Below are 12922 nucleotides of genomic sequence, written 5' to 3'. Positions count from 1 at the left end.
TGTTTCAGGGAACATTCCCACGTCCGTGTAGGAATGTCACCGCTGTGGCCGTCAGGCTTGTTCTTTCTTCGGCTCGCGAATCTTGTACCAGGCCACGTACAGCGCCGGCAGGAACAGCAGCGTGAGCAAGGTGGCGATGATGATCCCGCCGATCATCGCGTAGGCCATCGGGCCCCAGAACACTTCACGGGCGATAGGGATCATGCCCAGGCTGGCCGCTGCTGCGGTCAGCAGGATCGGCCGGCGCCGGTGTTCGGTAGCTTCCACCACCGCGTCCCACGGCGTGTAGCCGTCGCGCTCGTAGGCGTCGATCTGCGTCACCAGGATCACCGAGTTACGGATGATGATGCCGATCAGCGCAAGGATCCCCAGAATCGCCACAAAGCCCATGGGCGTGCCCGTGGGAATCAGCGCCAACACCACGCCAATCAGCCCCAGCGGCGCCACGCTGGCCACCAGGAACATCTTCTGCACGCTGTGCAGCTGGATCATCAGGAAGGTCGCCATCAGGAACAGCATCAACGGCACTACCTTGGCAATCGGGCCCTGGGCCTTGCCGCTTTCTTCCACGGTGCCGCCGGTGGCGACCTTGTAGCCCACCGGCAACCCAGCACTGAACTTGTCGATGTCCGGCTTGAGCTGTTTCACCAGGTCGGTCGGCTGCATGTCGTCGCGCACCGCCGCTTTGATGGTGATGGTCGGCTTGCGGTCGCGACGCCACACCAACGGCTGTTCCAGCTCATAGCGCACGGTGGCAAACGCCAGCAGCGGAATCGAGGTGCCGTTGGGCGTGACGATCTGCAGGTTCTGCAAGGTTTCCGGCGTACCGCGTTCGGCATCTTCGGCGCGGCCGACCACGTTGATCAGGTAGATATCGTCATGCACCTGGGTCACCGACGCACCGCTGACCACACTGTTCATCAACTGCGCCACGTCTTCCGACGACAGCCCCAGTTGCCGCGCCTTGTCCTGGGCGATGTCCACCCGCAGGACTTTGCCCGGCTCGTTCCAGTCGTAGATGATCTCGCCCATGTGGGTATTTTTATCGAGCATGGTCGCCAGTTCGATCGCGTGTTTGCGCACCTGGTCGATGTCCTTGCCAGACACCCGGTACTGGATCGGACGCCCCACCGGCGGGCCCATTTCCAGTGGCTGCACGAAGCTGCCCACGCCGACAAAATCTTCCCGCAGGCGTTTTTGCAGGCGCGCAATCAAGGCGCCGCGCTCTTCCAGGCCCTTGCTGACGATCACCAGTTGCGCGTAGTACGGGTTCTCCAGTTGCTGGTCCAGCGGCAGGTAGAAACGGATCGCGCCCTGGCCGATATAGGTGCTCCAGCGGGCGATGTCCGGGTCGTCCTTGATGATCGCCTCAAGACGGTCGACGGCCTTGCGGGTCTCGTTGATCGAGGCGTTTTGCGGCAGGTTGAGGTCGACGAGGATTTCCGGACGGTCAGAAGACGGGAAGAACTGGTTCTGCACAAACTGCATCGAAAACACCGACGCCACAAACAGCAGCACGGTAATGCCAATGGCCCACCAGCGGTTACGCATCGCCCAGAGCATGCCGCCATTGAACGCCCGGCCCACCCGGCCGGGCTCGGCATTGTGGGGTTTTACCTTGCTGCTGAGGATATGCACCCCGAGCACCGGCGCGAACAATACCGCGACCACCCACGACACCAGCATTGCCACGGCAATCACCGCGAACAGCGTGAAGGTGTACTCCCCCGCCGAACTGGCGTTGAGGCCAATCGGCACAAACCCGGCGACGGTCACCAGCGTGCCGGTCAACATCGGGAACGCGGTGGAGGTGTAGGCGAACGTCGCCGCCTGCTCCTTGGTCTCGCCTTTTTCCAGGCGCGTGATCATCATCTCCACGGTGATCATCGCGTCGTCCACCAACAGGCCGAGGGCAATGATCAACGCGCCCAGCGACACCCGCTGCATGGTGATGCCGCTGTATTCCATGAACACGAACACCAGCGCCAGCACCAGCGGGATCGAGCACGCCACCACCAACCCGGCACGCACGCCGAGGCTGATAAAGCTCACCACCAGCACGATGATCACCGCCTCGAACAACGCGCTGGTAAAGCCGCCAACGGCCTCCTCCACCACTTCGGCCTGGTCGGAAACCTTGTGCACGCCCACACCCACTGGCAGGTCGGCGGTCAGGTCGTCCATGCGTTTGTGCAGGGCCTTGCCGAAGTCCTGGATGTTGCCGCCCTTCTGCATGGCGATGGCCAAGCCGATGGCGGGCTTGCCGTTGAAGCGGAACATCGGCGTCGACGGGTCGACATAGCCACGGGTGATTTCCGCCACGTCGGCCAGCCGATAGAAACGGTCATTGAGCCGCAGGTTGACGTTGGCCAGGTCCTTCTCCGAGGCGAACTGCCCGGAAGTGCGCACCGAAATCCGCTCCGGCCCGGCCTCGATCACCCCAGCCGGGGTCACGGCGTTCTGCGATTGCAGGCTCTGCACCACCTGGCGCTGATCGATCCCCAGCGCTGCGAGTTTGCGAGTGGAGAAATTCAGGTAAATCACTTCGTCCTGCTGGCCGATCATCTCGACCTTGCCCAGCCCCGGTACCGAACGAATTTCGGCGCGCACCTGCTCCACGTAATCGCGCAGCTGGCGCATCGACAGGCCGTCAGCGGTAAACGCGTACACCGAGCCGAACACATCCCCGAACTCGTCGTTGAACGCCGGCCCCTGCAAGCCTTGGGGGAAGCTGCCGCGAATATCGTCGATCTTCTTGCGGACCTGGTACCAGATCTGCGGGATGTCCTTGGCGCTGGTGGTGTCCCGCAGGAACACGAACACCGTGGACTCGCCGGGCCGGGTGTAGCTCTTCACGTAGTCGAGGGAGTCCAGCTCTTCGAGTTTTTTCTCGATGCGGTCGGTGACCTGCTTCAGGGTCTCTTCCTGGGTCGCACCCGGCCAGCGGGTCTGGATCACCATGGTCTTGATGGTGAACGACGGGTCTTCCTCGCGACCGAGGTTCATGTACGAGAACACGCCCATCAGCAGCGCGACGAACATCAGGTACCAGACGAAGGACTGATGCTTGAGGGCCCAGTCGGATAAGTTGAAGCTCCCTTTCATCGCGGGCTGTCCTCGTCGATTTTGACTTTTTGCCCGGGCTTCAGGCTGTTCACACCGGCACTCACCACACGCTCGCCGGGTTTGACGCCGGCATTGAGCAAGGCGCTGTCGGCGTCACGACTGACGATGCTGACGTCACGGGGCTGTACGGTCTGGCTTTGGGTGTCGATGACCCAGATGCGGGTCTTGCCGTCGGCTTCCTGCAAGGCGCTGAGGGGCAGTTCGATACGCGGCGCGATGGCTGAACTCAGGGTCACGCTGATGGCGGTGCCAAGGCGGAACGCGGGCGGTGTTTCCGCCAGGGTCAGGCGGGCGCGACGGGTGCGCGTGGCGCTTTGGGCCTGGGGTTCGATCTCGCGCACGGTGGCGGTGGTGCTGACCGTGGGGTCCATCTGCCCGGCGACCAGGAACACCACATCCGGCGGCAGGCGCTCGGCGAGGCCGGCGGGCAAGTCGATGACGGCTTCCTTGATGTCCGGTCGTGCCAGGGTCACCACTTGCTGCCCGGCGCTGACCACCTGGCCGGCCTCGGCATTCCAGGCGGTGACGATGCCTGCATGGTCGGTACGCAGTTCGGCGTAGTTGAGCTGGTCCTTGGCCTGGTTGACCGAGGCCCTGGCCTGATCCAGGGAAGCCTGGGTGGTTTTCAAGTCGGTCTGGGCGATGTCCAGTTGGGCCTGGGCGCCGACGCCACGGTTGAACAGTTCCTGCTGGCGGCGGGCATTGGCCTGGGCGTTGATCCACTGTGCCTGGACCCGGGCCAGGTCGCCCTGGGCGGCGCGCAACTGGTTCTGTTGATCGGTGGGGTCGAGCACGGCGAGCAACGCGCCCTGCTGCACTTCAGCGCCCACGTCGACCGCGCGCCGGGCGATACGGCCTGGCACACGGAAACCGAGATTGCTTTCGTAGCGGGCCTGGATCGTGCCGGCGAAGCGGCCGAGGTTTTCCTGGTCCTCGGCTTTCACTTCAATCGACAGCACCGGGCGCACCGGTTCCGGCGCCGGTTCTTCCTTGGAACACGCCATCAACAGCAGGCTGGCGGCGAGCACACACGTCAACTGCTTCATGGCTGCACTCCCTGGGCCTGGGCCTGATCCGGCGGCTGGGCGATTTCCACGATCATGCCGGGATGCAGCAATTGCCCGCCGGCCACCACGACTTTTTCGCCGCCCTTGAGGCCGTCGCTGATGATCACCTTGCCGGTGAGATAACGCGCGACCGTGACCTTGTGCAGTTGCGCCTTGCCGTCGCCGTCAATCAGCCAGACAGCCGGCGCACTGATGTCTTTGGTCAAGGCAGCCCACGGCAATTCGATGCTGGCCTTGGCCGGCCCGTTGGCGGTGGCGCTGACCACCGAGCCCAGTTGCATGCCCTTGGGCAGCGCGTCGAGGGCGATTTTGACTTGCACCGTGCCGGTATTGGCGGCAACGGCCGGGGTGACTTCGCGCACCTTGCCCACGGCGGTGATCTGCGGATTTTCCAGCAGGCTGACGGTAATCGGTTTGTCCGGCGGCGGCTCCACCAGCAGCGATTCATAGACGTTGAACACCGCGTCGCGCTCGCCATCCCGGGCCAGGCTGAAAATCGGCACGGTGGCCTGCACCACCTGGCCCACCTCGGCCTGGCGGGCGGTGATGATGCCCGGCGCGTCGGCGACCAGCGAGGTGTAGCCCAACTGCTCGCGCGCATTGGCCAACTGCGCCTGGGCGGCGGTCAGCGCACTCTGGCTGCTGCGCAACGCGGCCTGGGCAGAGTCGTATTCGCTGCGGCTGGTGTAGCCCTTGGGCAAGAGTTTTTCCTGGCGCACAAACGCGGCGGCGGTCTGCTTGACCCGCGCCTGCTCGGCGACCACCTGGGCCTGGGCGGAGTCGACGTTGGTCTGCAAATCTTTCGGATCGAGCTTGGCCAGCACCTGCTTGGCGCTGACGCGGTCGCCGACATCCACCATGCGCTGGATGATCTTGCCGCCGACGCGGAACGACAGATCGGTCTGCACCCGGGCCTGGATATCGCCGGTCAAGGTCACGGCGGCGGCAAAGTCGGTGGACTTCACCGTCTGCACAAACACCCGGGAATGTTCCTTGGGTTCGGCTTTTTCCTGGCCGCAACCGCTCAGCAGCGCCAGCAGGCCAAGGCCGAGGATAAATGTGAGTTTGTGACCGCCCATGCAGGCTCCTTTTGCGTGATGCCGACGTGCCAGTGTCTATGCGACTGTGAGCTTAGAACAGGGTTCCTTATCTGCATGGAGAATCCCATACTCCAGGGGTTCCCAAACCGATAATTTTTCTCATGCTCAAGACCCTCGCGGTGGCCAATTACCGCTCGATCAACAAATTGGTGGTGCCGCTGGATCGGTTGAACCTGATTACCGGCCCCAATGGCAGCGGCAAGTCCAACCTGTACCGCGCCCTGCGGCTGCTGGCGGAAACGGCCCAGGGCGGCGTGATCAACGCACTGGCCCGCGAGGGTGGGCTGGATTCAACCTTCTGGGCCGGGCCGGAAAGCATCAGCCGGCGCATGCTCAGTGGTGAAGTGGCGGTGGAGCCCATCGTCCGCCAGGGCGCCAAGCGCCTGCGCCTGGGGTTTGCCGCAGAGGATTTCAGCTATGCGATTTCCCTGGGGTTGCCCGAGAAGACCTTGTCCTATTTTTCCCTGGACCCGGAGATCAAGAAAGAATGCATCTGGGCCGGCCACGTGTACCGTCCGGCGAGCCTGCTGGTGCAGCGCTCCGGCCCGATGGTACGTGCCCGCGATGGCCGCGCCTGGGATGTACTGGCCCAGCACACGCCGAACTACCACAGCCTGTTCGATCAGGTCGGCAGCCTGCGGGGTTCGCCGGAGGTGTTGCTGCTGCGCGAAAGCATTCGCGGCTGGCGCTTTTATGACCACTTTCGCAGCGACGTCGACGCCCCGGTGCGCCAGCCGCAACTGGGCACGCGTACGCCGGTGCTGCATCACGATGGGCGGGACTTGGCGGCGGCGTTGCAGACCATCCGCGAGATCGGCGACCCCGAGGCGTTGCAGCGGGCGATCAGCGATGCGTTTCCGGGCGCGCGGTTGAATATCGAGCCGTTGCAGGGCGGACGCTTTGCCATCGAGTTTTATCAGGAAGGATTGCTGCGGCCGTTATCGGCGGCGGAGCTGTCGGACGGGACCTTGCGCTACTTGCTGCTGGTGGCGGCGCTGCTGACGCCGAGGCCACCGACGATGATGGTATTGAACGAACCGGAAACCAGCTTGCACCCGGACCTGTTGCCGGCGTTGGCGCGGCTGATCATTCAGGTGTCGCAGCAGTGTCAGGTGTGGGTGGTGTCCCATGCCAGCCGCTTGATTGCGGCGTTGCAGCAGGATGAAGGGTGTAATTCGATCGTGCTGGAGAAGGTGATGGGGCAGACGCAGGTGGTGGGGCAGCGGGTGCTGGATGAGCCGGCGTGGCATTGGCCCAGCTGATGATCGTTCCCACGCTCTGCGTGGGAACGCATCACGGGACGCTCCGCGTCCCAGCAGCAGACGCGGAGCGTCCAAGGCGGCATTCCCACGCGGAGCGTGGGAACGATCATTGACGGGTCAACCCTGCCACTTCCCGCCTTCAACAATCACGCTTTCCGGCTTGGTGTCATCGCTCAGTTCCTTGCGAACATACTGGTCATACAGCTTGAGCAAATACTTCTCTTCGCCCAACTTTGCCAGCTCGGTATTCACCCAATCCCGCAATTCGATGTTGCCCTTCTTCACCGCCGGCGCAATCGGCGCTTCATCCCCCAGTTTCTGCTCCAGCACGCGATAGCCCGGGTTCTGCTTGGCCCAGCTGAACAGCACCAGGTTGTCCTGGGCATAGGCATCACCACGGCCCGCCGACAACGCTTGCAGCGACTCGGAATTTTTCTCGAACTTCAGCAGTTTCCAGTCCGGGTGGTTCTTGGTCAGCCAGATATCCGCGGTGGTGCCGGTGGTGACGATGGTGGTGCGGGTCGCCAGGTCGTCCAGGCTCTTCACCGAGCTGTCCTGCGGCACCAGGGCCTGCACCGCGACTTTCAGGTTCGGGTTGGTGAAGTCCACCGCTTCCTTGCGCTCCGGCGTCACCGTCATGTTGGCGAGGATCAGGTCGACCTTGTCGCTTTGCAGGAACGGAATGCGGCTCGCCGGTTCCACCGCGACGAATTCAACCTTGTTCTCGTCGCCCAGCAGGTCCTTGGCGAAACGGCGGCCGATGTCGGTATCGAAGCCGACATAACGGCCGGACTCATCCACGAAACCAAACGGCGGCTTGTCGGTGAATACGCCGACGATCAGCTTGTCCCGCGCCTTGATCTTGTCGATGTAGCTCACCGCAGCGGGTGCCGGGGTGGCAGCGGCAGCCGTCTTGGCGGGCTCTTCGGACTTATTGCAGCCGGCCAGCAAAGCGAGGCCGAACAGGGGGAATAACAACTTGGCAGTTTTCATGACAGCTCCAGTTCCTTGGTTCTTTTGGGCAGTGTTGAAACGAAGGAGAACTTCTCCAGGAACTGCTGCGCGCGTGCGGTTTGCGGGTTCGTAAAGAATGCCTCGGGGGTGTTTTGTTCGAGGATGCGGCCGGCCTCCATGAACACCACGCGGTCGGCGACGGCGCGGGCGAAGGCCATTTCATGGGTGACGATCAGCAGCGTCATGCCGTCCCGGGCCAGGCCCTGGATCACTTCCAGTACTTCCTTGACCATCTCCGGGTCGAGGGCGGCGGTGACTTCGTCAAACAGCATGACCTGCGGGTTCATGCACAACGAGCGGACGATGGCGATGCGTTGCTGCTGGCCGCCCGACAGCTGGCGCGGGTAGGCGTCGCGTTTGTCGGAGAGGCCCACCCGTTCCAGCAGTTTTTCAGCCTGGGCCCGGGCTTCGCGGGGCTCGCGTTTTTGCACTTTCAGCGGGCCGAGCAGGAGGTTGTCGAGCACGCTCATGTGCGGGAACAGGTGATAACTCTGGAACACCATGCCCACGTCCTGGCGCACCTGGCGCCAGTCGGTGGCCTTGTCCAGCAGCTCCTTGCCGGCAAAACGCAGGCTGCCGCTGTGGGCCACTTCCAGGCCATTGAGGCACCGCAGCAAGGTGCTTTTGCCGCAACCGCTGGGGCCGAGGATCACCACCACTTCGCCGCTTTGAACACTCAGGTCGATGCCGTCGAGCACCTGCTGGTCGCCGAAAAACTTGTTGAAACCCTGGAACTCGATCAATGCGCTCATGCTTGGGCCCAGCGCCGTTCCAGCAGCTTGGAGGCGGCCGACAACGGGTAGCAGATAAAGAAGAAAAACAGGAACAGCGCGCCGTAGATCAACACCGACTCGTAGGTGCGCTCGATGATTTGCTGGCCGACCTTGATCACGTCCACCACACCGATCAGCACCGCCAGGGAGCTGGTCTTGATGATGCGGGTGTAGACGTTGATGGTCGGCGGCGTCATGCGTTTCAGGGCCTGGGGCAACAGCACGTAGCCGTACAGTTGCGGGTCCGACAGGCCAATCGACAGGCCGGCTTCACGCTGGCCACGGGGCAACGAATGCAACGCACCGCGCACCACTTCGCCGACTTCACTGGCACCCCACAGCGACAACACCAGCACGGCGCACCAGAAGCTCGGAATGCTCAGGCCAAAGAAAATCGGCAGGCCGAAGAACAGCAAGTACAACCACACCAACACCGGAATGGCACGGAACAGCTCCAGGTAAATCCGCAGCACCAGGTTGATCGCTTTCGAATTCAACGTGCGCAGTACGCCATACACCACGCCGCCGACGGTGCTGAAGGCGATGCTCAAGAACGAGATCGACAGGGTTTGCGCCGCGCCCTTGCCCAGTTGCGGCAAGGACACCCAGAGTAATTCAAGACCCGAACTGGCCATGCTGGAGCCTCCTTTCAAGGCGGCTGAGCAGCAGCGACAGCGGCAGGAATAACAGCACGCAGATCAACGTGAGCACCGCGAGCATTTCGTAGGTTTTGTAGTAGAGGGCGATATAGCTTTTGGTGGTGTAGAGAATCTCCGGCACCGCCACCGCCGACACGATCGTGGTTTCCTTGAGCAGGAAAATAAAGTTCGCAAACAGCGCCGGCAGGCTGAGGATCCCGGCCTGGGGCAGGATCACATGGCGCAGCAGTTGCCAGTGGGACAGCCCGATGGACTTGCCCGATTCGATCTGTGCCAGCGGCACCGCCTCGACACCGGCGCGCAACACTTCCGTGAGGTAGGCGCCGCCGAGAAAGGTCATGGTGATGATTGCCGCCCAGAACCCGGAGATATTCAGCCCCAGGGCGGGCAACGCGAAGTAGACGAAAAACAGTTGGATCAGCAGCGGTGTGTTGCGCGCCAACTCCACGTACAGCGCCACCAGGCGCCACACGTAGGGCGTGCGAAACACCAGCAGCGCGGCGTTGATCAAGGCCACCAGCATGGAGGTGCCAATGGCGATCAGGCCGACTTGCAAGGTAACGCCCACGGCCTTGAGAAACGCCGGCAGCGTGCTGAGGATAAATGCGTAATCGAAGGTCATCTGAAATCCCTGACGCCGCAGGGGTAAAGCGGCGTTGGTGCGGTCCGGTCCAGCGTGGGTAACGCCGGGTAGCGCCGACTTTAAAGGTATAAAAAGCAAAATTTAAATACCGAAATAGCATATTGATATCACCCAAATAGATAACCTGCGGATTCGCGGTGCAGATGGATGACAGCTACTGTTCCCGGGGAAGTAGGAAGGGTCTTTTTATCGGAGCTGCACTTCAGGGATAGGCGGTACGTGGCCAGACTGACGGCCAACCAACAGCGAGGGAGTGAGCGATGAACGAGGCAAAACCGATTGATCCGCAGGAACTGGTGAAGTGGCTGGTGGCACTGCGCAGGGCCATCAATAGCCGGAATCTCTGAGCAGACACAGTCCCAAAAAGTGGGAGCGGGCTTGCTCGCGAATGCGGTGTATCAGTCAGCAGATGTGTTGGCTGACCCACCGCATTCGCGAGCAAGCCCGCTCCCACATTTCGATTGTGTTCCAGCCATAAAAAACGCCGACGCTGTAGAAGCCGTCGGCGTTTAAACCTTGAAGGAGGTTTTTGGGTTCGATCAGAACGCCGGCACGACCGCGCCGTTGTATTTCTTCTCGATGAAAGCTTTCACTTCAGGGCTGGTCAGGGCTTTGGCCAGCTTCTGGATCGCGTCGCTGTCCTTGTTGTCCGGGCGGGCAACCAGGAAGTTCACGTACGGCGACTTGGCGTCTTCGATGATCAACGCGTCCTTGGCCGGGTTCAGGCCTGCTTCCAGGGCGTAGTTGGTGTTGATCAGGTCCAGGTCAACCTGGTCCAGGACGCGTGGCAGCAGCGCCGATTCCAGCTCTTTGAATTTCAGGTGTTTCGGGTTGCTGGCGATGTCTTTCGGCGTGGCCAGGGCGTTGGTCGGGTCTTTCAGAGTGATCACGCCAGCCTTTTGCAGCAGCAGCAGGGCACGGCCGGAGTTGCTGCCTTCGTTCGGGATGGCCACGGTGGCGCCATCTTTGAGCTCAGAGATGTTTTTGATTTTTTTCGAGTAGCCGCCGAAGGGTTCAACGTGCACACCCACTACGGTGACCAGGTTGGTGCCTTTACCCTTGTTGAAGTTTTCCAGGTACGGCAGGGTCTGGAAGTAGTTGGCGTCCAGACGCTTCTCGGCCACCTGTACGTTCGGTTGTACGTAGTCGGTGAAGACTTTGATTTCCAGGTCCACGCCTTCTTTGGCCAGGGTCGGCTTGACCAGCTCAAGGATCTCGGCGTGCGGGATCGGGGTAGCGGCTACCACCAGTTTCTCGTTGGCCTGGGCGAAGCTTGCAGTCAGGGCAGCCGCCAGTGCGGTAAACAACAGAACCTTTTTCATGCAGTGTCCTTATCGAAAATCCGGGTCGTCTGGGACGGCCGCTTTTTTAGTGGATGCCAGCGAAGTGCTATCGCGGCGTGGAGCGGACAATACCGAGGTTTTTTATTCCAGAACAATACTTTTTATTCACTTTGATATTCCATTTTGTTCATGCAGGAGCCCGGGCTTACCGGCGATGGCGGTCTTGAGCCTTGCGATGCTCCTGAGGACGCCATCGCCGGCAAGCCGGGCTCTACAAAACAGCGTGTTCTTTCAGATAGCTTTTCAGGGCTTCAACCTCGGCGGCGCTGGCGTGGCCAAGAATTCGCCGCACCTGCTCCACAGGTGAACCCGCCACGGGCAGGTTCAAATGCTCAGGCAAAATCTCGTCGCCACTGCTGACCAGCAAGGCAAAGTGAATCACGTTCTCCAACTCCCGGGTGTTGCCCGGCCAGCTGTGATGCTCCAGCACGCGCTGGGCTTCGTCGCTGATCAGCGGCACCGGCAGGTCGAGGCGCTGGCTGTAGATGCCGAGGAAATATTCGGCCAGTGACAGGATGTCGCCCACCCGCTCGCGCAGTGCGGGCAGCTCCAGTTGGCCTTCGCTGAGGTAATGGAACAGGCGCTCATGAAACTTGCCGGCCGCCACGGCCTGGGCGAGGTCGATGCTGGTGGCCGCCACCAGCCGCACATCCACCGGGCTTGGCTGATGGGCGCCGACGCGGGTGACTTCGTGGTTTTCCAGCGCCGCCAGCAGCTTGACCTGGATTGGCAGCGGCAAGTCGCCGATTTCATCCAGGTACAACGTGCCGCCGTTGGCTGAGCCAAACCAGCCGGCGCGGCTGCTGGCTGCGCCGCTGTGGCTGCCTGCGGCGTAGCCGAACAGTTCGGCGTCGGCGTATGTCGGGCTGATGGCGCCGCAATTCACCGAGACAAACAGGCCGGTGCGGTCGCTGCCACGGTGGATATGCCGGGCGAGCAACTCCTTGCCGCTGCCGGTTTCGCCGCGGATCAACACGGGCAAGGCACGGGGGGCGAGGTTTTCGAGGTCTTCGCGCAGTTGCCGCGAACGCGGGTCGACAAACACCAGCGCCTTGGCACGAATGCTCAGGGGGCTTTTTTCGGCGTCGGGGAAGGTCAGCAGGGGCTGACCGAAGGTTTCATGCAGGCTCATGGCAGGCTCCCGCCCCATCCACGAAGGGGAAGGGGCGTTTAAAAAATTTTATGCACGGCGCCGGGAGTGATGTTCCAGGCGATTTTGCAGGCGATAGAGGTAGGCGAAACCCTGTTCCCAGCGTTGATGGCCGGACTTCACGTTGATGTGCCCGGCGCCCGCGAGAATTCCCGCTTCGGCGCCCCAGTTACGTGCCAGTTCCAAGGCGCGGGTGGCGCTGACGGCGCTGTCGTTGTCGGAGCTGACGACCTGGCTTGGGAAGGGCAACAGGTGGCTGGGGATTGGCGCAAAGTTACGCAGGGCGGGTGCGCAGGCAGGGCGTTCGACATCGGCCGGGGCCACCAGCAGGGCGCCGCGTACCTGACGCAGGAATTGCACCGGTGCGGTGGCCGCCCAATGGGCGACGGTGATGCAGCCCAGGCTGTGGGCGATCAGAATCACCGGGGTGCTGTCGGCGGCGATGGCTTCGGCCAGGGCGGCCACCCAGTCTTCGCGGCGTGGGGTGAGCCAGTCGGCCTGCTCCACGCGCGCGCTGTTGGGCAGGCTGTTCTGCCAATGACTTTGCCAATGATCTTCTGGCGATCCTTGCCAGCCCGGCACGATCAGATAACGAATCGACTCGCTGTGCATGGGTGTGCCCTCCTGCAGCGTTTAACGTTGTGGGTCAGTATAGGCACGGGGTATATATTCGTTAAGGAATAAGAAGCTATTTATTAATAACCAAAATGTTTGTTGAGAGTGATGGGGGGTTTAGGGGGATGGGGGTACATATCCGTTTCTTCGGTTATGGCCGCTATTGGTTC

General features: G+C 62.0%; 11 protein-coding genes. 1 reads left to right on the top strand and 10 read right to left on the bottom strand.

All coding sequences use genetic code 11. The features are described 5' to 3' along the window. Nucleotides 1-51: 51 nt before the first annotated feature. Genes HX818_RS26435 through HX818_RS26425 form a run of 3 tightly spaced genes read right to left on the bottom strand, consistent with a single transcriptional unit; the run spans nt 52 to nt 5272 of the window. Nucleotides 52-3105 carry an efflux RND transporter permease subunit gene (locus tag HX818_RS26435; protein ID WP_087692737.1) on the bottom strand — a complete coding sequence of 1018 codons (3054 nt, stop codon included), beginning with the start codon at nt 3103-3105 and terminating at the stop codon, nt 52-54. Further along, nucleotides 3102-4172 carry an efflux RND transporter periplasmic adaptor subunit gene (locus HX818_RS26430; RefSeq protein ID WP_003211833.1) on the bottom strand — a complete coding sequence of 357 codons (1071 nt, stop codon included), beginning with the start codon at nt 4170-4172 and terminating at the stop codon, nt 3102-3104. The genes HX818_RS26435 and HX818_RS26430 overlap by 4 nt, the downstream gene beginning before the upstream one ends. Further along, a complete protein-coding gene (locus HX818_RS26425; protein WP_177009308.1) occupies nt 4169-5272 on the bottom strand; it encodes an efflux RND transporter periplasmic adaptor subunit in 1104 nt (367 codons plus the stop codon). Before HX818_RS26425 ends, HX818_RS26430 begins: the two co-directional genes overlap by 4 nt. 122 nt (nt 5273-5394) lie before the next feature. Between HX818_RS26425 and HX818_RS26420 the strand changes: the two genes are divergently transcribed. Beyond that, nucleotides 5395-6555 (top strand): AAA family ATPase, encoded by a 1161-nt coding sequence (locus tag HX818_RS26420; RefSeq protein ID WP_177021015.1) that lies wholly within the window; start codon nt 5395-5397, stop codon nt 6553-6555. 117 nt (nt 6556-6672) lie between these two features. On the opposite strand, the gene HX818_RS26415 is transcribed toward HX818_RS26420, so the two are convergent. The 7 genes from HX818_RS26415 to HX818_RS26385 all read right to left on the bottom strand — a co-directional run bounded on the left by HX818_RS26415 (nt 6673) and on the right by HX818_RS26385 (nt 12749). Next, the gene (locus HX818_RS26415; RefSeq protein ID WP_003211830.1) at nt 6673-7548 is read right to left on the bottom strand and encodes a transporter substrate-binding domain-containing protein; all 876 of its coding nucleotides are present in this window, start codon (nt 7546-7548) and stop codon (nt 6673-6675) included. Then, on the bottom strand, nt 7545-8321 hold the full coding sequence (locus HX818_RS26410; RefSeq protein WP_003211829.1) for an amino acid ABC transporter ATP-binding protein: 777 nt from the start codon (nt 8319-8321) through the stop codon (nt 7545-7547). Before HX818_RS26410 ends, HX818_RS26415 begins: the two co-directional genes overlap by 4 nt. Then, nucleotides 8318-8977, bottom strand: coding sequence for an amino acid ABC transporter permease (locus HX818_RS26405; RefSeq protein WP_177021014.1), 660 nt, complete (start codon nt 8975-8977; stop codon nt 8318-8320). Before HX818_RS26405 ends, HX818_RS26410 begins: the two co-directional genes overlap by 4 nt. Further along, nucleotides 8958-9623: an amino acid ABC transporter permease gene (locus HX818_RS26400; RefSeq protein ID WP_003211825.1), complete on the bottom strand. Its 666-nt coding sequence runs from the start codon at nt 9621-9623 to the stop codon at nt 8958-8960. The genes HX818_RS26405 and HX818_RS26400 overlap by 20 nt, the downstream gene beginning before the upstream one ends. Nucleotides 9624-10183: 560 nt before the next feature. After that, nucleotides 10184-10966, bottom strand: a complete 783-nt coding sequence (locus HX818_RS26395; protein ID WP_003211822.1) for a MetQ/NlpA family ABC transporter substrate-binding protein — start codon at nt 10964-10966, stop codon at nt 10184-10186. A 232-nt stretch (nt 10967-11198) separates the two neighbouring features. Then, nucleotides 11199-12119, bottom strand: a complete 921-nt coding sequence (locus HX818_RS26390) for a sigma 54-interacting transcriptional regulator (RefSeq protein WP_003211821.1) — start codon at nt 12117-12119, stop codon at nt 11199-11201. A 48-nt stretch (nt 12120-12167) separates the two neighbouring features. Then, complete coding sequence (locus HX818_RS26385; RefSeq protein WP_003211820.1) at nt 12168-12749, bottom strand: alpha/beta hydrolase; 582 nt, start codon at nt 12747-12749, stop codon at nt 12168-12170. Nucleotides 12750-12922: the final 173 nt, after the last annotated feature.

The sequence above is a fragment of the Pseudomonas sp. F9001 genome (assembly GCF_013385435.1).
Taxonomy (GTDB): Bacteria; Pseudomonadota; Gammaproteobacteria; order Pseudomonadales; family Pseudomonadaceae; genus Aquipseudomonas.
The sequence above is the reverse complement of the archived record's forward strand: the minus strand, read 5'-3'. Positions and strand labels throughout refer to the sequence as shown.